The 19,427-nt window shown below is 53.8% G+C and carries 14 protein-coding genes, 3 pseudogenes and 1 riboswitch; of the genes and pseudogenes, 13 read left to right on the top strand and 4 right to left on the bottom strand.

The annotated features are described in order from the left end of the window. Positions 1–45 precede the first annotated feature (45 nt). The 10 genes from CPH80_RS18010 to CPH80_RS17965 all read left to right on the top strand — a co-directional run bounded on the left by CPH80_RS18010 (position 46) and on the right by CPH80_RS17965 (position 12,809). On the top strand, positions 46–897 hold the full coding sequence (locus CPH80_RS18010; protein WP_096279999.1) for an ATP-binding protein: 852 nt from the start codon (positions 46–48) through the stop codon (positions 895–897). After that, positions 890–2,263, top strand: a complete 1,374-nt coding sequence (locus CPH80_RS18005) for an HD domain-containing phosphohydrolase (RefSeq protein WP_096279997.1) — start codon at positions 890–892, stop codon at positions 2,261–2,263. Before CPH80_RS18010 ends, CPH80_RS18005 begins: the two co-directional genes overlap by 8 nt. Beyond that, on the top strand, positions 2,260–2,784 hold the full coding sequence (locus tag CPH80_RS18000) for a response regulator (protein WP_096279995.1): 525 nt from the start codon (positions 2,260–2,262) through the stop codon (positions 2,782–2,784). The genes CPH80_RS18005 and CPH80_RS18000 overlap by 4 nt, the downstream gene beginning before the upstream one ends. A gap of 15 nt (positions 2,785–2,799) precedes the next feature. Continuing rightward, on the top strand, positions 2,800–3,480 hold the full coding sequence (locus CPH80_RS17995; protein WP_096279993.1) for a GTP-binding protein: 681 nt from the start codon (positions 2,800–2,802) through the stop codon (positions 3,478–3,480). Next, on the top strand, positions 3,467–4,615 hold the full coding sequence (locus tag CPH80_RS17990; protein WP_096279992.1) for a sensor histidine kinase: 1,149 nt from the start codon (positions 3,467–3,469) through the stop codon (positions 4,613–4,615). The genes CPH80_RS17995 and CPH80_RS17990 overlap by 14 nt, the downstream gene beginning before the upstream one ends. A gap of 9 nt (positions 4,616–4,624) precedes the next feature. Next, on the top strand, positions 4,625–6,871 hold the full coding sequence (locus CPH80_RS17985) for an ATPase, T2SS/T4P/T4SS family (protein WP_096279990.1): 2,247 nt from the start codon (positions 4,625–4,627) through the stop codon (positions 6,869–6,871). Then, positions 6,864–8,369, top strand: a complete 1,506-nt coding sequence (locus tag CPH80_RS17980; protein WP_096279988.1) for a sensor histidine kinase — start codon at positions 6,864–6,866, stop codon at positions 8,367–8,369. The genes CPH80_RS17985 and CPH80_RS17980 overlap by 8 nt, the downstream gene beginning before the upstream one ends. Before the next feature lie 13 nt (positions 8,370–8,382). Further along, positions 8,383–8,844 carry a response regulator gene (locus tag CPH80_RS17975; protein WP_096279986.1) on the top strand — a complete coding sequence of 154 codons (462 nt, stop codon included), beginning with the start codon at positions 8,383–8,385 and terminating at the stop codon, positions 8,842–8,844. Continuing rightward, on the top strand, positions 8,841–11,702 hold the full coding sequence (locus tag CPH80_RS17970) for an EAL domain-containing protein (protein WP_096279984.1): 2,862 nt from the start codon (positions 8,841–8,843) through the stop codon (positions 11,700–11,702). Before CPH80_RS17975 ends, CPH80_RS17970 begins: the two co-directional genes overlap by 4 nt. A 319-nt stretch (positions 11,703–12,021) precedes the next feature. Then, a riboswitch (cyclic di-GMP riboswitch) is annotated at positions 12,022–12,110 on the top strand. Between the two features lie 135 nt (positions 12,111–12,245). Continuing rightward, positions 12,246–12,809 carry a DUF4402 domain-containing protein gene (locus CPH80_RS17965; RefSeq protein ID WP_157746918.1) on the top strand — a complete coding sequence of 188 codons (564 nt, stop codon included), beginning with the start codon at positions 12,246–12,248 and terminating at the stop codon, positions 12,807–12,809. A 57-nt stretch (positions 12,810–12,866) separates the two neighbouring features. Here CPH80_RS17965 and CPH80_RS17960 read toward each other — a convergent pair whose 3' ends face one another. Further along, the gene (locus CPH80_RS17960) at positions 12,867–13,049 is read right to left on the bottom strand and encodes a hypothetical protein (protein ID WP_096279982.1); all 183 of its coding nucleotides are present in this window, start codon (positions 13,047–13,049) and stop codon (positions 12,867–12,869) included. Here CPH80_RS17960 and CPH80_RS17955 point away from each other — a divergent pair. The 3 genes from CPH80_RS17955 to CPH80_RS17945 all read left to right on the top strand — a co-directional run bounded on the left by CPH80_RS17955 (position 13,042) and on the right by CPH80_RS17945 (position 17,463). Then, entirely contained in the window at positions 13,042–13,542 is a 501-nt protein-coding gene (locus CPH80_RS17955; RefSeq protein ID WP_157746917.1) for a DUF4402 domain-containing protein, read from the top strand. The two genes, CPH80_RS17960 and CPH80_RS17955, sit on opposite strands and share 8 nt — an antisense overlap. A gap of 54 nt (positions 13,543–13,596) precedes the next feature. Next, positions 13,597–14,466 carry a molecular chaperone gene (locus tag CPH80_RS17950; protein ID WP_096279978.1) on the top strand — a complete coding sequence of 290 codons (870 nt, stop codon included), beginning with the start codon at positions 13,597–13,599 and terminating at the stop codon, positions 14,464–14,466. 63 nt (positions 14,467–14,529) lie between these two features. Beyond that, on the top strand, positions 14,530–17,463 hold the full coding sequence (locus tag CPH80_RS17945; protein WP_157746916.1) for an SPOR domain-containing protein: 2,934 nt from the start codon (positions 14,530–14,532) through the stop codon (positions 17,461–17,463). 23 nt (positions 17,464–17,486) lie between these two features. Here CPH80_RS17945 and CPH80_RS17940 read toward each other — a convergent pair. The 3 pseudogenes from CPH80_RS17940 to CPH80_RS17930 all read right to left on the bottom strand — a co-directional run. Beyond that, positions 17,487–17,777: pseudogene (locus tag CPH80_RS17940) on the bottom strand (hydrolase or metal-binding protein); the annotation flags it as partial. Between the two features lie 123 nt (positions 17,778–17,900). Then, positions 17,901–18,396: pseudogene (locus CPH80_RS17935) on the bottom strand (YqaJ viral recombinase family protein); the annotation flags it as partial. A gap of 87 nt (positions 18,397–18,483) precedes the next feature. Continuing rightward, a pseudogene (locus CPH80_RS17930) lies at positions 18,484–19,366 on the bottom strand (DUF932 domain-containing protein). Between the last annotated feature and the right edge of the window lie 61 nt (positions 19,367–19,427).

Genomic DNA, 19,427 nt, shown 5'->3' with positions numbered 1-19,427 from the left:
CGCGCCAACCACAACCACTTCGTCAGTCTACTGGCAGGTACCACTATGACACACACTGCCGCATCCCAGTCCGAGCAGGAGGCGCTCAACGCTAAGCTTGAGCAGGCCAACCGTCACCTTCTGCAGTCAGAAAAGCTGGCTGCTATTGGCCAACTGGCTGCCGGGGTGGCCCACGAAATCAACAACCCGGTGGGCTATGTCTATTCCAACTTGCAGAGCCTCGATTCCTATCTCGCTGATCTGTTCCGGCTGACCGACGCAGTGGATTCTGCAGAATCCCTTGAAGATCTACGCCTGATTAAAAAAAACATCGATTACGACTATCTACGGAGTGATCTAAAAGATCTCGTTGCCGAATCTCGAGAAGGCATTGAGCGGGTAAAAATCATTGTTTCCGCCATGAAAGACTTCTCGCATATTGAGGAAGAGGAATACAAACAGGCAGATCTACACCGGGGCATCGAAACCACCTTGAACATGGTTAACAACGAGCTGAAATACAAAGCTGAGGTGATCCGGGATTTTGGCGAACTGCCAGAGGTGGAATGCATTATTTCCCAGATCAACCAGGTTATGATGAACCTGCTAATGAATGCAGTCCACGCCATTGAGGAGCAAGGCAAGATCACGGTGCGCACACGACACAGTGGCGATAGGGTTGTGATTGAAGTGGAGGACAACGGCAAGGGCATTGCCCAGGAACACCTTAACCGGATTTTCGAACCCTTCTTCACCACTAAACCCATAGGCGAGGGTACCGGGCTGGGCTTGTCTCTTTCATTTAACATCATTGAGAAACACAGCGGAAGAATCGATGCTTTGAGCACCCCCGGGCAGGGCACGTGTTTTCGTATTACTCTGCCCGTATCCCAGCCTGAACAGATTGATCATGGTTGAGTTACTAAACAAAAGCCGCGACGCTCAGGAAAGAGCTCCGAAAAGCTCAAAATTGCTTCTGGTCGATGATGAGGAGAATATCCTGCGCAGCCTGCAACGTGTGTTGCGCCGGGAACCCTGGGAGCTGACAACCGCCAGCTCCGGGGAAGACGCATTGGCTGCCATGGCTGCTGAGAAATTTGATCTTGTCATCTCTGATGCCCGCATGCCCGGTATCGATGGCCCCACCCTGCTGGCGGAAATACGGCGAAAGTACCCCTGGTGTATCCGCATTCTGCTGACAGGCCATGCGGATATTACCTCTACCGTAAAAGCCATCAATGACGGCCAGATATACCGTTACATCAGTAAGCCCTGGGATGACGATGAACTGCGTCTGATTATCCGGCAGGCCTTGGCCTTCCAGTATTCTGAGCGGCGGCGTCTTGCTCTGGAAAAGCTGGTTCGAAAACAGAACAAAGAACTGAAACAACTGAACGAAAGCTTGCAAGACAAGGTTAGTGAACGCACAGCGGAGCTGAAACAAATCGCGGATATGCTTGATTTGGCCTACAAGGAGCTGCGCCGGGGCTATGTAACAGCCACCGAGGTGTTTTCTTCGCTGATCAGTAAGCGCCTGCCCGTTGATCTGCGGCCAAACACCAAAGTAATCACCTTGGTAAAAGCCTTTGCTGAGTTTATAGATCTGGGCGAAGAGCAACACCAAAATCTTGCCATGGCGGCTGCGCTCTACAACCTTGGGAAACTGAGCTGGCAGGATGACCTGTTTAAAGCGCCGTCAGATTTGCTCGACAAAAATCAAAGGCTGGAATACTTGAATTATCCAGTGGCCGGCGAACAGCTGCTAATGGCCCTGGAACCTTTAAAAGAAACCGCCCTCATCATCCGCCATCACCAGGAAAAGTGGAATGGCTACGGCACTCCAGATCGGCTGGGGGGCGCCCACATCCCCCTAGAATCTCGCATACTAAAGCTCGCTGTGGACTTCGTAGAGTTCCAGCTTGGCCTTATCCTTGAGCGTAAGGTATCCCGCGATAACGCCATCGAACTGCTTAAACGCTACCGGGAGCGACTGTACGATCCCGAACTCACAGACCGCTTTATAGCAATGCTGCTGGAACTGGCACCAGATGTGGAGCATGCAGACCCCTCCATCCTGGTACTCGACACCCTTCGCTTGAAGCCAGGCATGATTTTAGCCCGAAACCATTACGCTGCCTCCGGCATGCTGCTGCTTAACGAGGGCAAGGAATTGACAGCATTTCTAATTGAAAAACTGGCTGCCTTTGAAAAGGGCAAACCAGGCGGTCACCGCTACACTCTATATGTGCATAAATCCGAACAAGATATGGAGAACCTGGCATGATCAGAATTCAGCTGGTTGATGACGAACCAAATATTCTGAACAGCCTGCGGCGTTTACTAAAACCCCAAGGCTGGCAAATCGACACATTCGATAAGGTAGAAGACGCCTTGGGCGCCCTGTTGAAACATGAATATGCGGTGATCGTCTCCGATTACCAAATGCCCACGGCAGACGGCGTTACCTACCTCCAGTTCGCCAAACAAAAACAGCCAAACACCATCCGGCTGGTGCTTAGCGCCTATGGCGACAGAGAGTCCATGATCAAAGCCATCAACCAGGCCGAGGTGTATCGCTACCTGTCTAAACCCTGGGACGACTATGAGGTAGTCGCTGCGATCAAATCTGCCATCGATCTTTACCAGCTTCAAAAAGAAAACCAGCGCTTGCGGGAAGAAAACGATGCCCAGCGAGCAAAGATCAAAGCCAGGGAAGAAGAACTACTGAGACTGGAGACGGAGAACCCGGGTATTACCCGGGTGAGCCGCGATGCCGATGGCTCGGTATTGTTAAACGACAACTGAGTCGAGAGAGCCCCGATGCCCGATTTTAGCCCGGACGATAACAAGCTTGCCCTGAAAGTGGTGTTCTACGGCCCGGCTCTCAGTGGCAAGACCACGAATCTGATACAGCTGCACTCCCTGCTCAATCCCGAGCGCAAAGGCGAGTTGATGGTGCTGGAAACCCGGGATGACCGAACCTTGTTTTTCGACATGCTCCCTATTGGCGTGCGGGGCAGCTCTGGCCTGGACCTTCGGCTGAAGCTCTATACCGTGCCGGGCCAGGTTCAGCACGACAGCACTCGCAAGGCGGTGTTATCCCGGGCCGATGGGGTGGTGTTTGTGGCTGACTCCCAACCCTCGCAACAAGACAACAACGCAATCGCCTTTGGCAACCTGGAGGAAAACCTGGAAAAAGTGGGGCTGGATATAGATAGCCTGCCCATGGTGGTTCAGTTCAATAAGCGGGACATTCCCGGCGTAGTGCCAGAATCTGAGCTGCAGGAGCGCTGGGCAGAAACGCCCTGGTCACCACTTTTGATGAGCTCCGCTTTGCGCGGCGAAGGTGTTATCGAAACCTTTAAGGTACTGCTGAATCGTTTGTACCCCGCGGTAAACAAAGAATTCAAACTGGAAGCCGAGCACGGTATCAGCCAGGAACAGTTCGTGGAGCGATTGAGCCGAAACATCGATCAAGAGGCGTTCCGTGCGCAACTTTGACGACGACCCAAAGCTCAACGACCTTCTTAGCGGCGATCAATTGGCGAGACTGAACCAATGCCTGAGCGCCCTGTGTTCCGAGCCCGTGTTTCTGAGCGAGACGCGCTCGGTTCCTGCAAGCGTGCCAGTCGAGTTCAATCTGGAAACGGTGGGTTGGTTGAGTGGTGGTAGCAGTGCCAGTGAACGGGAAGCCGCTGCAAGCATGACGGCCTACCTGATGATGTTCGTGGCCAAATACCGCCTGGCCGCCAACCTTCACTATGACGCCACCGAAGCAGGCTATGCAGAGCTGCAACGTCGGAATGAAGCCCTGATTGAATCCGAATCCCGGTACAGAGAGTTATCCGACCAGCTGCAGCAAAAGGTGGACGAACAGGTTGATGTCATCAGGAAAACTCAGCAGGAGCTATACGATAGCGCTCGGCTTCGCTCCGTCGGCCAGCTCGCCGCTGGCGTAGCCCATGAAATCAACAACCCGATTGGATTTATCAGCAGCAACTTGCGGGTGGCCAAAGACTACGTCAGGGATCTGGAAGAGATGCTCCCGAACACCCCGGTCAACCAGGACTTGCTAACCGACTTCACCGACCTGCTGACCGAATCCATCGACGGCGCCCGCCGTATAGCCAGCATAGTGGCAGATCTCAAAACCTTCTCGAGCATCGACCAAGCTGATTATTCCCGCTGCGACATTAATTCACTGCTGACCAGCGCCATCCACCTGGTGCAGACCGAATACAATCACGAGCTACAGATTACAGAGGAGCTTAAAGAACTCCCGGCCATTGACGGCCACCCTTCCAGGCTGTCGCAGACCTTCTTCAACCTACTGGACAATGCCGCTCAGGCCACCAGAGAGGCCGAAGCTGAAAAAGGAAAAGGACGAATTCTGGTCAAAACCCTGATGCAAGGCTCCGATGTTCAGGTCATCATTCAGGACAACGGCTGCGGAATCCCAGAGGAGAATCGAAAAAGAGTATTCGATGCCTTTTTTACAAGTCGGCCCGTAGGCTCAGGAACCGGGCTTGGACTTACCGTTGCTCAAGACACTGTTCGGGCCCATAGCGGCCGCTTGCAGATCGATACCCGCGAAGGCACTGGCACACGGGTGCTTCTGACCCTACCGATCAACTAAGGAAACGGGATGGCAAAGCGCTACGCTTCATTGTTCTACGGCAAAGAATCCGATAACAAACAGCCCGCCAAAGCTGAGCCAAAAAAAGCCCCCTACCGGCTGCTTCTGGTGGATGATGAGCCGAATATTTTGGCGTCACTTCGCCGGGTATTCCAGCGGGAGAACTATGAACTGCTGTTTGCACAAAGCGGCAGCGAAGCACTGGCTATCATAGAGAAGCAGCCGGTAGAGCTGATCATGACCGATTTCATGATGCCCGGTATGAATGGTAGCGAATTGCTTCAGGAAGTCCGTGCGCGCTGGCCCCAGACCATCCGCATCATGCTTACCGGCCAGGCTAATACCGATGCGGTTATGGGCTCCGTGCGGGAGGGCGCGGTGTACCGCTTTATTCTGAAACCCTGGAACGACGAAGATATACGCCTGACCATGGCCCTTGCTCTGGAGCAGTACGAACTGATTCAACGCAACCGCGCACTCGAACACCAAACCGAGAAACAGAGTAAAGATCTGGAAACCATCAGTAAGCTGACCGCTACCAACCGCAGCCAGCTTGCCATTTTGCTGCATAAGAAAGGCTGGCTGAACGCCCAGCAAATCCAGCAACTGCACCGGGAAATGCAAAGCAAGAAAAGCCCGGTTATCCGCTCTCTGATGGAGCACGACTGGGTAGATTTCAGAAAGGTTTTCGAGCTTCTGCGCGACGACATGCTGTTCGAAGAGGTAGACCTGCGAGAATTTCAGCCCGACCCCAGCCTGCTGTCCCTGGTTCCCCAGAAGATCTGCACCCGCCAGTTGGTGCTCCCCATGCGAGCTCAGGGCCAACGGCTGCGGCTGGCGATGGTGGACCCGATGGACGTAAACCTGATCGACGAACTCGGATTCATGACCGGCTACACTATCCACCCCTTGCTCTGTGAAACCCCGCAGATGCAGGCAAAATTGGCAGAAATTTTTGGCGAAACCAACGATCTGGAGGACATAGCCACCAGAGTAGGCACTGATGATCCTTACGAAGGCATCGAAATCGTTCTGGATGACGACGCCGATCAGGAATCGCTGGAGCAGCTGTTGGGCAGCTCGGAGGAACCGCCGGCCATCCGGCTGGTAAACGCGATTATTCTTGAAGCGCTGCGGCTCGGTGCCAGTGATATTCACGTTCACCCCCGCACCAAAACCCTTGTGGTTCGCTACCGGATTGATGGTGTCCTGCAGGACAAGATTCACATACCCAACAACCTGCTAATGTCGGTGGTTTCACGAATCAAAGTGATGGCAGAAATGGATATTACCGAGCGCCGCCGGCCCCAGGATGGCAGGATCACCGTTAAAACACCCATGCGCATTGTCGACCTGCGGATTTCCACCCTGCCCACTATCAACGGAGAAAAGGTGGTTATGCGGGTACTGGACCGGCAGTCTTCCGCCCAGTCACTGTCCGACCTTGGGTTGTCCGACTATAACCTGAACCGGTTAATGCACGTAGTGGCCAAACCTCAGGGCATCATTCTGGCGACAGGCCCCACGGGTAGCGGCAAAACCACCACGCTCTACGCGCTTTTGCAGCACAATGCGTCTTCAGAGCGCAATTACGTGACCATAGAAGACCCGGTGGAATTCCATGTGGATATGGCAGGCCAAGTACCCATAAAGGATCGCATTGGTCTGGACTTTGCCACTGTGCTCAGAGCCATTCTGCGCCAGGACCCTGATGTTATCCTGCTTGGCGAAATCCGCGACGAAGAAACCGCTGACGTAGCGTTTCATGCGGCAATGACCGGGCACCTGGTGTATTCAACGCTCCACACCAGCTCTGCCGCTGCAACCGTGGCCCGGCTACTGGACCTTGATCTGAAACCCTATGTAGTAGCTTCCATCCTGGAAGCCATCATTGCCCAGCGCCTGGTGCGCCGTATCTGCAACCATTGCAGGGAAGAAACCGAACCGCCCGTTGAGGTGCTTAAACAGTTGGGGCCACATTTTCTGGAGCCGGACATCCTCTTCTATCGCGGCACTGGCTGTGACAAATGCCATAAGGGGTACAAGGGCAGAGTAGCCATTCATGAGGTTTTAACCATCGACGAATCTCTACGCAGGGGCATCACGGAGGGTGCCAGTGTCATGCAGATCGAAACCCTTGCCAAAGAACAGGGGATGCGGACATTGCTGGATGACGGCCTGGAAAAACTTCGACAAGGACTTACCACGCCCGAAGAAATCCTGCGATTGCTGGGGCCCCAGGTGCTAAATGGTTGATTCCCGAAAATTCGAACGGCGCTCGAAATCACTTCAAGCACTGAACTATCACCTCGAGCAAGAGCTGACGGCGGAAACCTTAGCTCGCGAGCGGGATCAGTTCTTCTCCCTGTCGCCGGACATGTTCTGCATCGTTGATCTGAATAGCCACTTTTTTGAGATCAACAACACCTTCGTGGAAACGCTCGGGTATTCACGGGAAGAATTGATCGGCACCTCTTATGTACGCCTGATACACCCGGATGATCAACAAGCTGCGGTGGATGCGGTGCGGTCCCTGACTGAGGGCAACGCCGTATCGGAACTGCAGATCCGCCTTCTTGGCAGCGATGGCAAGGATATCTGGCTGAACATCAATGCCATCCTCAGTGTAGATGGGCTGATTTACGTCGTAGCCAGAGACACAACAGAACAACGACAGATTGAGCAGAGACTTCGGGAGAACGAAGCCCTGTTGAAAATGGCGGAGCGGGTTGCCATGCTCGGCGGATGGGTGCTGGACCTCGAAACCGGCCAATCAACCTGGTCTGATGCGGTTTGTACCATCCATGACATGCCACTCGGGCAAGCTCCGGATCTTGAGCATGCACTTAGCTTTTATCTGCCTGAAGATCGGGAGCGTGTCGCCAATGCTGTAGATGTTTGCTCTGAAAAAGGTATGCCGTTTGATGAAGAGCTGCAGATCAAAACCGCAAAAGGCCGTTTGCGCTGGGTCCGCACCATAGGCCACCCGGTCAAAGACAAGAACGGCAAGATCGTCAGGCTTCAGGGCGCGCTCCAGGATATTACAGCGTCCCGCCAGGCCGTCGAGGAGCTTGAACGTAGCAACCGGGAGCTTCAGGATTTCGCCTTTGTGGCCTCCCACGACCTTCAGGAACCACTTCGCAAGATACAGGCCTTCTCTGATCGCCTTGTGTCCCATTCTGAAGATTTCGGCGAGAAGGAAAAAGATTATCTTCAACGGATGCAATCAGCTGCGGAACGCATGCAGCACCTGATAGAGGATCTGCTCAGCTACTCGAAGATAACCACGTGTACAAATCACATGGTGCCCTGCGATATTGGCACTATTTTTGAGATTGTATTGCAGGACATGGAAACCAGTATCGACCTTGAAAAGGCTCAGATAGAGGTCGGAGAACTACTCACAACCTGCGGTGATGCCACGCAACTCCGGCAGGTACTGCAAAATTTGCTAAGTAACGCCATCAAATTTCATGCAGAAGATCAAAAGTCGGTGATCAAGGTTTATTCGGAAGAGATTACCGAAAAAGAATGGACTCTAGTCATTAGTGATAATGGCATAGGTTTTGATGAACGCTATGCTGAGAAGATGTTTCAGCCATTCCAAAGGTTGCACCAAAAATACGGCTACGCCGGAACCGGTATAGGAATGGCCATTGTCAAAAAAATTCTGAACCGCCACGGCGCGTCGATCTCCGTAAACAGCGCACCCGGCCAGGGAACCACCTTCCGGATCCGACTTAAGCGAAGCTAGAGAGGTTCAACCCATGGATACAAATAAACGAAAACCGGTAGTACTGATTGCCGACGACGACCCAGATGATCAACTGATGATCCGGGAAGCGTTCGAGCAGCTGTGTGTAAACTGCCACCTGCGCTTTGTATCCGATGGCGTTGAACTGTTGGCCTACCTGCAACGGAAGGCTGCACCGTGCAGACAGGCCAACGGCTGCCCCCTCCCAGATCTTTTATTGCTGGACCTCAACATGCCCCTGAAAGACGGCAGGCAAGCATTGCTTGAGATACGTTCTGATCCAGCCTTAAAGGGGTTACCAATAGTCGTTCTTACGACCTCCAAAAACGATGAGGACAAGGATTTTTGCCTGGCCCAGGGCGCCAAGGATTATATCGTGAAACCAATCCGATACTCAGAGTTGCTCGACATCGTGGATACGTTGCAAGTGTACTGGAGCGAGCAAGAAATGAACCCTGCCGGGAATAAATCATGACTGAACCAACACTCCGCGTCCTGCTCATTGAGGACGACGAAGATGATTATATCATTACCAAGGATCTGCTGGCTGAAGTCAGCCCCGTCGCTACACGACTGATCTGGAGGGACTGCCTCGAAGACGGTCTAACCACACTGCACGAAAATGCCGTGGATGTGGCTCTGGTAGACTTTCGCTTCGGCCCGGATTCCGGCCTGGACCTGATTCGACGGGCAAGAGCCGAGGGTATTACCACGCCTTTTATCCTGCTCACCGGCCAGGGAGACGACGAGTTGGATGCCTGTGCCGTTGAGCTTGGGGCCGCAGACTATTTAGTTAAGGGCCGTGTTGATGGCTACACGCTGCTGCGCAGCATCCGCTACGCCATTGATCGCGCAACGGCTACTGAGAAGCTTGCCATCAGCGAAGCCCAGTATCGTATGCTGTTTGAAAACAACCCAACACCCATGTGCCTTGCGGGGCGGGAAAGCTCTCGCATCAACGCCATGAATGCGGCAGCCCGAAAACTCTATGGTTTTTCCGAGGAAGAAATTTCAGGCATGACGATGGCGGACCTTCGCGGCAATACAGCAGGCCCCTCGCCAGACGGAGAAGGCCTTATCCTGCAACCCGGAGCTAGCCTGGAGCACCATGAGACCAAGAACAGCCAATCCCTGACTGTGGAAGTGATGTCTGAGAGTATCACCATACACAGAGACCAACTGTTACTCCTGACGCTCTGCGACCGAACCGCCCAGATTAAAAATAGCCGGCAACTTAAACTGCTGGAGCGCTGCATCGAATCCAGCTCCAATGGCATCGTAGTCACCGATGCCAGAACCAGCGACATGCCGGTAGTATACGTAAACCCCACGTTTGAGCGCATGACAGGGTATAGCGCGGACGAGATACTTGGTAAAAACTGCCGCTTTCTCCAGGGCGGCGAGTACGATCTTAGCAATGAAGATGCACTGACAGAAATTCGTAAATCGATTGCTAATAGTTCGGATGTGTCTGTCGTACTGAGAAACTATCGTAAGGACGGCTCCCCGTTTTGGAACGATCTCTATCTTTCCCCTACTCGCAACGATTCGGGCGAAATCACCCATTGGGTGGGCATTCAGAACGATATCTCCGAGCGTAAGTCCATAGAGCACCAACTGGCTTACAACACCACCCATGATGTTGTGACACAGTTACCAAATCGGGCCCTCCTCGAAGATCGACTAACCCAAAACTGCCAATTTGCCCTCCGCTATAACCGTCATGTCGGTGTACTGTTCATTGATCTCGACGGTTTCAAACGCATTAACGATTCCTTAGGTCATCGCACCGGCGATCAGATCCTGGTAGAGGTGGCCCGCCGCCTGGGAGAACTGGTTCAATCCAGCGACACCGTGGCCAGAGTCAGCGGGGACGGGTTCGTTATCGCATTGTCGGATCTGGCTCAAGGCGAAGATGCTCAGATAAAAGTGGAACAAGTTATTGAAGCGCTGTCACGCCCTTATCGAATTGGCAATGAAAACCTGCACCTGACCGCCAGCATTGGCATAGCGATAACAGACGGGGATATCTGCAATCCGACGGAATTGATTCAGCAAGCAGGCCTTGCCTTAGATCAAGCGAAGCAACTGGGGCACAATACCTGGCAATGGTTCTCAAAAGAGATGAATGCTCAGGCCAACTATCGGGTAAAACTTCGCAACCAGCTTCAGGATGCAATCGATAACGAGGCCCTGACGCTGTTTTACCAGCCGTTGATCGACGCCAGAACTGGCCAGACCAAATCGATAGAAGCACTGGTACGCTGGCAGCACCCGGAGCAGGGCCTGATTCCGCCCGGCGACTTCATTCCTTTGGCGGAAGAAACGGGACAAATTATCGCCTTGGGCCGATGGGTTTTGCAGCAAGCCTGTAGAGACATGACGCGACTGCATGCCCTCGGTTTCCGAGATTGCTCAATTGCCGTTAACGTATCACCCGCACAGATTCGCAAAGACGACTTCATCGATACGGTTGAAAAGGCACTACAGGCTTCCGGCCTGCAACCGCAAGATCTTGAACTGGAAGTTGTGGAGTCTGCGATCCTTTATGACACTGATAAGGTTATCACCACACTCCAAGAACTGCGGAACATGGGTGTCAGTATTGCCATTGATGATTTTGGCACCGGCTACTCCAGCCTCAGTTATATTAAATTGATGCCGGCAAACAGGCTCAAAATAGATCTCTTATTCATCAAGGAGGTCATCCAGAACCGCCGCGATGCTGCCATTACGCAGGGGGTTATCTCCATGGCCCACCACCTTTCGCTTGAAGTGGTCGCCGAGGGGGTTGAAACTGAGGCTCAGGCGGCGTTTCTTCGACGCAACAATTGCGATCTATTGCAAGGGTATCTTTTTTCGCGGCCAATACCCTTTGACCAACTGGTTAACTTTATGGAGAACAGCGATACCCGCAGCCAAACAACCCATCAAACCCATGAAAATAAGCAGAAAACCCTGCTGTTACTGGATGACGATGCAAACATCCTCAAAGCATTGAAGCGAACTCTAAGAAGGGATAACTACCATATTTTATCGACAACAAAGGTTAGCGAAGCTTTCTCGATGCTGGCTGAAAACGATGTAGAAGTGATTATTTCTGATCAGCGAATGCCTGAGATGTCCGGCACGGAATTTTTTAGTCAGGTCAAAGCCATCTATCCGAACACCGTTCGTATTGTGCTGTCAGGCTACACCGACTTGAAATCCGTGACCGATGCGATCAACCAGGGTTCTATCTACAAGTTTCTGACAAAACCCTGGGAAGACAGTCATATTCGTGAACATGTTCACCAAGCGTTTAAATATCACGCGGCCGTACAAGTTCGATAGAAGGTGTAAAAATCTCTGTTTTAGTTGCACCTCTGACTACTTCTATAGACTATTCCGAGACTTTGATTATATGCCCCTCATCCAGCGTTTTTATTAAGTTCGCGAGGTCTGAGAATACCTGTGGGGCCTCACAGAGAGTCGAGGGGTCATATTCAGGCGCCGCGCCTCCCTCTGTCACCCCTGTCATAATGGGAGTGCGCGTGTAAAAGCCGCAACAGCCTCATCTTCTTTACTGGGTTAAAGCTAGCTTTCTTCATCAAACCATCTAGGCGCGATTTTACTTACTTGCTAAGAAAGCAAGTCTCAGCTACTCTCAAAATGTACAAAAAGGCAAACCCGTCGAAAGGCGGAGACGCAAAGTCACCGGTCTAACGGACTTAACAGTTCTATGACAGCGGGACCGCCGACATTTCATGTGGTTCTTCCGGGTATGGGTTCACCGTATCCACCTGCACTGGCATGTTTTCGGATCCCCCCGACTGGTATCAAACCAAGCAATTGCTAACGGTCATAATCCGTCAGCGTGCTTACAGGGGAATTATAATGAACTCATCCATTTTCTTTAACAAATCTTTTCGTTTCGCTGCGCTGGCTTCGGCCGTTGCGCTCGGGGCATTTGGGGCGTCTAGCAGCTTCGCAGCTGAAGCTGAGGCCACTACGACCGCCGACGTAATCACTCCAATCTCTATTACTAGCAGCGGTACTCTGGCCTTCGGTAGATTTGCGGCTAACGACACAACAGTGGGCTCGGTGATAATTGACACCGCTAGTGTCCGCTCAAAAAGCGGAGATGTTATTCTGTCTGAGGCAGATTCCACTTCAAGCGCCGCCACATTCGTAGTCTCAGGTGATGGTAACGCGTCCTTTAGCATTGGCTTGGCCGATACCGAACTGAGTGACAGTGAAACTGAGCCTAACACCATGCTATTGGCCACGATCACTGACTTTGACGGTAGCGGCGGCGTAACAACGGAAACTAATGAAACCGTCGGTGTACTGACCGATGGCACGCAGACCATTTACGTAGGTGGCATTCTGAGTGTAGGTGTAGACCAAGCTGCGGGTGATTATTCAGGCACTGTGACAGCAACTGTAGAGTACAACTAAGCGTCCGCCGTACTCGCCAAAAGCGAGTGCTAAGCTGATGAAACTCAAGGTGGGGTATCAACGATTTTCAGATGCGCCTCCCTTGAATTGATACTGATAACGACAATAGCCGTTATCAGTATCAATGCGTTTGCAGACAGCATCAATATTGCGGCCAGTACGGTTGTCATTGCCGCCGATGATACCCGATCCGCCAAAAACGATGTCGGCGTCAGCGTGACGGATAATGAGTATGCCCATTCCCAAAAGAAGTGCTGCAATGAAATCATGCTTGTCCAGAATACTGGCCAGCGCTGTCTTGGCGTTTATGGCGGCGCCCGTCAGTGGGGCACCGCAGAACATTGAGATTGAGAATGTCCAGAGTTTGTCCTTTGGCAGTTTTGTGGCCGGTAACGGGGGTTCGGTGACGATCAGCACCGATGGCAATCGCAGCGCCGGCGGCGGCGTCGTGCTGATACGTTCAAGCCAGGGTACCGCTGCACAATTTACGGTCAGTGGGGACCCTAACGCGGCCTATACCATTCAACTGCCGGATAATGACTTCGTCAGCTTGACGGGGCCGGGCACTGATATGTACGTCAACAATTTTACCAGCACCCCCTCAGGCGTGGAGGGGCACTTGGGAGCCGGAGGCTCACAGGTGCTGTCTGTCGGAGGAACGCTCAATGTGGACAGCGGCCAAGCCCCCGGCAGCTACCCCGTTACCTTCTCCGTGACAGTGAGCTACAATTAAACGGTAGTCGCCCGCCTCGGCCCGCCCGGATGAAGCTAATAAGGATCCCGAACGATGCCACACGCCTTGACCCAAAAAAACAGTGCCATGCATTTCTTTCACCGACTCACCCTGTTCGTCCTCCTTCTTTTCTTACCCGTGAGCCATGCATTGGCTGAGCTGATGTTATATCCGACCCGGGTCGTCTTCGCAGGAAACCAGCGCGCGGCGCAACTCGAACTGATCAACAATGGCACCGAGAGCGCAACCTATCGCATTTCCCTGGTCAATCGCCGCATGAGCGAAACGGGCGCATTCTCGGGGATAGACGTTCCACTGCCTGGCGAACAGTTCGCCGAGGACCTGCTGAGATACGCCCCCCGCCAAGTGACACTCGCGCCCGGGGCCGGACAGGCCGTGCGGATTATGGTCCGCAAACCCGCCAATCTGGCAACCGGCGAGTACCGCTCGCATATGCTGTTCGCCAAGCAGCCCGATCCTAAGGGCAGAACCAGCGTCGAGAGCAGCAGCGATGCCGCGGCCGACAACGAGATCGGCATCACGCTGACGGCACTGGTCGGTGCGTCCATTCCAGTGATTGTGCGTCATGGCAACACCGATGCCAGTGTTGCACTGTCACATCTCGACCTGCGGCGGCCGGCTGACAAAGCACCGGTTCTGGCGTTTGTTATGGAGCGTAGTGGCAACCAGTCTGTCTACGGCGATTTGACCATCAGCTTTATTCCGCATAGCGGTAGCGAGCAGGTGATTGCCCGCGCCAACGGCGTTGCAGTCTATACACCGAACCCTTTACGCCGCGCAAGCATTACGCTGGGCCAGCTAAACGGCTCGCAACTCACCAACGGAGCCCTGCGGGTCACCTATCGAGAACAGGCGGAGGACGGCGGCGCGCTGCTGGCCGAGGCGGTTCTGCAACTGCCCTGATGCGTATTACCTGAAGTGGTCTTCGCGTTGACTCGCCGCAGGGCTCGCCTATGGATGGTGGCAATGTTGATGCTCGCGTCGATTGTGCATCCCCAGCGTCTCCTTGCCCAATACCAGAGTACAGAGCGGGAATTTCTTCTGCTTGAGGTTCGCCTGGATCAGTCGGTGCTTTCCGGTGCCATCCCTGCCTATGGCCTGGGAGAGCATACGCTGCTGCCTCTGGGCGAGTTAGCCCGGCTGCTCACCCTCGCCATAAAGACTCAGCCCGGGCAAGCAATCGCCAGCGGCTTTATTCTCACCGAGGACCGAGGGTTCAGTCTCAATCTGGACGAAGCCCGCGTTACCCGCGCCGGAGTGACGGAAAGCTTTGATCCAGCCCTTGTTTTAACGGAGCCGGATGATATTTACGTTGCCAAGTCTCTGCTTGAACGCTGGCTTCCGGTGAAACTTGAGATCAACCGCTCCAGCCTGTCTCTGCGCGTTCACGCCCTCGAAGCACTGCCATTACAGGCCCGACTCAAACGTGAGCGCCTAGGGGAACAGGCCGGTATGCGAGGGGTCTACGAAGACCCGGGTTATCCCCGCCATGAGCAGCCTTACCGATTGCTGGGCATGCCTTTTATCGACCAGACGTTCGCCACCGAACTGCGCAAAAACGACGGTAATACCCAAACCGACGCGCGCTATACGGCCTTCCTTACCGGCGATTTTCTGGGCATGGAGTCGTCCCTGTATTTTTCTAGCCGCAAACAGGACCCAACACCAGATGTGCGCGCCACGCTTGGTCGTCACGACCCCGGCGGGGACTTGCTCGGCCCGCTCCGGGCTCGGTCTTTCCGGCTCGGCAGTATCTCGGCGCCCAGTGTCAACAATGTTACTCGAGGCAGTAGCGGTGAAGGGGTAACGTTAAGCAATCGCCCGTTGACGCAACCTACCAGCTTTGACCGGCAGGTCTTTGAAGGTGATCTGCCCCCTGGCTGGGACGTGGAGCTTTATTACAACGATGCCCTTGTAGGCTTTCAACTAGCCGACTCTGAGGGCCGGTATCGGTTTGAGGATCAGCCCCTGAGTTATGGCCGTAATGAATTTCAGTTGATCTTCAATGGGCCTCTGGGGCAGACCCGGGTGGAACAATACAGTTTCTCTCTGGCCCAATCCATGGTGCGCCCCGGCGAGTTCCAGTACAGCCTTACCGAACATCGCGACGATGAAGGACAGCCCCGGTCCGTCGCTCAGTTCGACTTTGGCCTTTCCCGTTACCTTTCGGCATCCGCTGGATTCATCCGTGCGCCGGTAGATGATACCGAAAAGCAGTACACCACTCTGGGGCTGCGCACGTTCTGGCAATCCATGAGCATCAGCGGCGATTTCGTCCAGTCCGAGGACGGTGGTTCGCTTGCCGATCTCGGGCTGAAAACCCGTGTCGGCGGAGTAGCGGTGGACGCAAGCCGAATACACTTGAACGATTTCGCCAGCGACGTGTTTCCCGCCTATAGCGACCCTGTGCGCACTCGGGATGAGCTTAGGCTTAGCGGTTCCATTCCGGTGGGGGAGCATTCAAGTTTACCGGTGACCGTTGAGGCAAGGCGAGACGAGCGGGAATCCGGCGTTGCCAATATGGATGTCAGCGCACGGGTATCCGCATACCTCTACCGTACTGCCCTTACCAACACGCTGAACTGGCGGGCATCCGGGGATACTGAACATACACTGGGTACGCTACGCATCAGTCGCCGGGTTCGCGACATGAGTTTCCGCAGCCAACTGAATTACACTCTGGGCGCTAAGAGCGATATTTCAGCGCTGGCGTTCACGGCGGACAAGCCTCTGGGTAAAGGCTACCGCATGACCTTCGGAGTGGCACATACCTTTGCTTCACCGCAAACCCGCTATACTGGCGGTTTCACAAAGAGTCTGGGGCGTTATGGGCTGGGTGTTAATGCCAGCTATGTTGACACGGGAGAGATTGCGATAGGCGCCCAGCTGTTTGTTGCCATGGGGCGAGATCCGCGACAAGCAGACTGGCTATTCGACGCTCGGCCAATGGCCAACAGCGGCGCCGCTTCGGTACAGATGTTTCTGGATGACAACAATAACGGCGTCATGGATGACCATGAGCTGCCTGTTTCCGGTGCCGGTTTCACGGTCAACGGCGCCCGGCACAAGGCGCGGACGAACGCTGCGGGCGTCGCTCATATTAATCATCTCCCCGTTAAACGGTACGTCGACATCGGGGTGGATGTGTCGACTCTGGAGGACCCTCAGTGGTCGCCTCAGCTTCCCGGGCTCAACCTGGTGCCGCGGCCCGGCACGGTGGCCAAACTCGAGTTCCCCGTGAGGCTGACTACGGAAATTGATGGCACCGTTTACTTGCTGGAGAATGGCGTCGAGCGAGGGATAGGCGACCTCGAGTTGGAACTATTAAACGATAAAAATGAAGTAGTGGGTGAAACAACAAGTAGCTGGGACGGCTTTTACATAGTCCCTCAAGTGGTAGCGGGTGAATACTGGCTAAGGATCTCACCTCAGCAGTTACGACGTTTAGGGCTGACAGATACCGGCGTGCACATACTCACCGTTTCGGGCGATGGCTCGTTTATCAGCGGAGTGGATTTTATAATAATGCCGGATGGCAGACAAAGCGATAGTCGTTCAGGTCCTTTGGATGCTGAGGAGTCAGCACGGTACGATCAAACTTATTTTCGGACGGAATCTTGGGTACGAGATCAACCCTCTGACTATTTTACTGTTCAATTGATAGCGGCCAGTTCGGAGGTAGCTATAAAGCAGTACATTGAGCGTCATAAAATAAAACACACGGCAGCTTATGTGCGTACTTCGCGTCGAGGTTTGCCTTGGTATTCCGTTATCTACGGCAGTTTTACGAGCTATCAGGAAGCTCGGGCCACACTAGAGCGACTGCCACCGACTTTGACAGAGGCAAAGCCTTGGGTACGACGTTTTGATGATGTTCAAGCCGCTTTAGGGCATCTTTGAATTTCTGCATTACCAAATCCCTAGGGGCATGGCAAAGACTGTACTCCTGACTGTGTGAGGCGCCTACATGTGTCGCCGTTGCCTACACACATAGGCCGGCCGCTTTTTCGATCGGACATGGTGTACTCAGCCCGCAGGTTGAGATCTGCTTCGTTGAACAGCATGCTTACCGGAATGGTTCGCAGCTTGCCGTTAGGCGCGTCCTTTCGTAGCTCTTCATCGAGTGGATGCAACAGCCAGCCGTTCTTTTCGACAACCCGACCGATACTGATGCGCCCCAACACGGGAGGCGTAATAGCCAAACCTTTAATCATGATAACTCTCCTGAAAAAGGGCCACGGGGCACTTGTCATACCCGCGTGGCCAAGGGGGTGTTCATGCTTGGATAAGGAATCGTCGGCTTCCCGGCTTGGTGAGCGGGTATTGATCTAGAAGCCCCGGCTGAAGTCCAGGGTTTCTCCTTTATCCAGTGGGTACAGATGGCGCAGCGCACGGTCTGCAGAATCGGTTCCGTCAGCTGGGGGTGGTGTATCCGTTTCAACGAAATCCCAGAACTGGCGCTCAAGCACCACCAGTGCGTCAATGAGCTCTTCATTCCGTTCAATTCGGTAGATCTTCAACTGCTGACCACACAACAGCACGCATACATCAGCAGCCTGCTTGCCAGTTACTGCCAACTGGTGCTGCACTTGGCACTGGATATAATCAGGCACGCCTTCCTTCCAAAGACGAGAGCCAAACTCACCGGCGGTTTTTGACCATCCACAGCTCAAGCTGGGATTGATACGGGTTCATGCCAATGGCTGCAGAGGCATCGCTACTGCCTATACCCTTCTTGCGCACTTTCAGCCATTCATCCCGACTGAGATCCTTGGTGGAGACCAGCCTCAAAACTGGACGCTGCTTCTGAATTATCTTTGCATTCATGCCCATGGTGTTTTCCTCCAGACATAAAAAAGCCCCGCAAGAGCAGTAGGCTCAAGCGGGGCTTTATGACGTTTTGGTTTTTAGTAAGAGGTTCTAAGCAACGAGGGACATGGCCTGTTCGAGCGCCCGGTTCTTAACGGCAGCGCCGGTTCCAAACCAAGCAGAGTCCACCCGATGACGCCAAAGCGGCGCCCATGCCCTCGCCTTCATACAGACCCAGGGCTTTAGCCATGGACCGCTCGTTGGTTTTACCCACACCCTCTTTCACATCGTCCGTGAACACTTTCAGGAAGTAGTTGCGGGCCTCAGTGCTTTTAACCTTGCGCTCACTCAGAGTCTTGAGGCGATATATGAAATCGTCCCAGGCGGAAACGGATATGCCGAGCTGCTTCTTCACCAGGTCTGCATCGAAGGCTGTGTTGTGTTTCACCTTGACCGCAGTAGCAGTGGCATCCTTTAGCGCCACAGCAAGGGTGTTGTTGCACACCACACGGATACTGGTGAATTGAGCGGTCGTTGCCATGGTGCCGTCACAGGCAGTGGCCAGCAGCACGTAGGCGTTGGTTTGATCGTTGCCCTTGAGCATGCCAGATTGACCAGTACGGGCCAGCGCCCACATTTTCCGGCCACCTTTCAGAACACCTGCCGTTTCGAGCTCGAAACCGGATACCTCGGTCAAATCCCGGTAGAACTCCAGAATTTCCTCGGGCTGGACTACCTTGAAACGGTTACCGACTACCGACAGCGGTGCCCTTGTATCCGACCGATAAAGCACCTTGCTATCGGGATACGCCAATATCTCTCCGAGGTGACCGGAGGCATTAGTAACGAACCGCACAGGGCTTTCTTCAATCTGCCAATCCAGACCGGCTTGTTTAGCCCAGACATCCAGTGGCTGATTTGAAGTCAGTTCGCTCCCCAGGCCATGCCACGGGGTTTGGCCTACGTAGGCCATTTGCTCGATGAGATGAGCCATTGCGTTTCTCATACCACCCACCAGGTGATGAATTAGGCGAAATCGCCAACTGGACAACTAC

Source organism: Marinobacter sp. LV10R510-11A, assembly GCF_900215155.1.
Classification (GTDB): domain Bacteria; phylum Pseudomonadota; class Gammaproteobacteria; order Pseudomonadales; family Oleiphilaceae; genus Marinobacter.
The sequence above is the reverse complement of the archived record's forward strand: the minus strand, read 5'-3'. Positions and strand labels throughout refer to the sequence as shown.

What these genes read in the sequence shown, in the direction of transcription:
- CPH80_RS17980 (WP_096279988.1), top strand. Translation starts at nt 6,864, where the DNA reads ATGGTTGATTCCCGAAAATTCGAACGGCGCTCGAAATCACTTCAAGCA.
- CPH80_RS17995 (WP_096279993.1), top strand. Translation starts at nt 2,800, where the DNA reads ATGCCCGATTTTAGCCCGGACGATAACAAGCTTGCCCTGAAAGTGGTG.
- CPH80_RS18000 (WP_096279995.1), top strand. Translation starts at nt 2,260, where the DNA reads ATGATCAGAATTCAGCTGGTTGATGACGAACCAAATATTCTGAACAGC.
- CPH80_RS17965 (WP_157746918.1), top strand. Translation starts at nt 12,246, where the DNA reads ATGAACTCATCCATTTTCTTTAACAAATCTTTTCGTTTCGCTGCGCTG.
- CPH80_RS17955 (WP_157746917.1), top strand. Translation starts at nt 13,042, where the DNA reads ATGCCCATTCCCAAAAGAAGTGCTGCAATGAAATCATGCTTGTCCAGA.
- CPH80_RS17945 (WP_157746916.1), top strand. Translation starts at nt 14,530, where the DNA reads ATGTTGATGCTCGCGTCGATTGTGCATCCCCAGCGTCTCCTTGCCCAA.
- CPH80_RS17985 (WP_096279990.1), top strand. Translation starts at nt 4,625, where the DNA reads ATGGCAAAGCGCTACGCTTCATTGTTCTACGGCAAAGAATCCGATAAC.
- CPH80_RS17975 (WP_096279986.1), top strand. Translation starts at nt 8,383, where the DNA reads ATGGATACAAATAAACGAAAACCGGTAGTACTGATTGCCGACGACGAC.
- CPH80_RS18005 (WP_096279997.1), top strand. Translation starts at nt 890, where the DNA reads ATGGTTGAGTTACTAAACAAAAGCCGCGACGCTCAGGAAAGAGCTCCG.
- CPH80_RS17970 (WP_096279984.1), top strand. Translation starts at nt 8,841, where the DNA reads ATGACTGAACCAACACTCCGCGTCCTGCTCATTGAGGACGACGAAGAT.
- CPH80_RS17960 (WP_096279982.1), bottom strand. Translation starts at nt 13,049, where the DNA reads ATGGGCATACTCATTATCCGTCACGCTGACGCCGACATCGTTTTTGGC.
- CPH80_RS18010 (WP_096279999.1), top strand. Translation starts at nt 46, where the DNA reads ATGACACACACTGCCGCATCCCAGTCCGAGCAGGAGGCGCTCAACGCT.
- CPH80_RS17950 (WP_096279978.1), top strand. Translation starts at nt 13,597, where the DNA reads ATGCCACACGCCTTGACCCAAAAAAACAGTGCCATGCATTTCTTTCAC.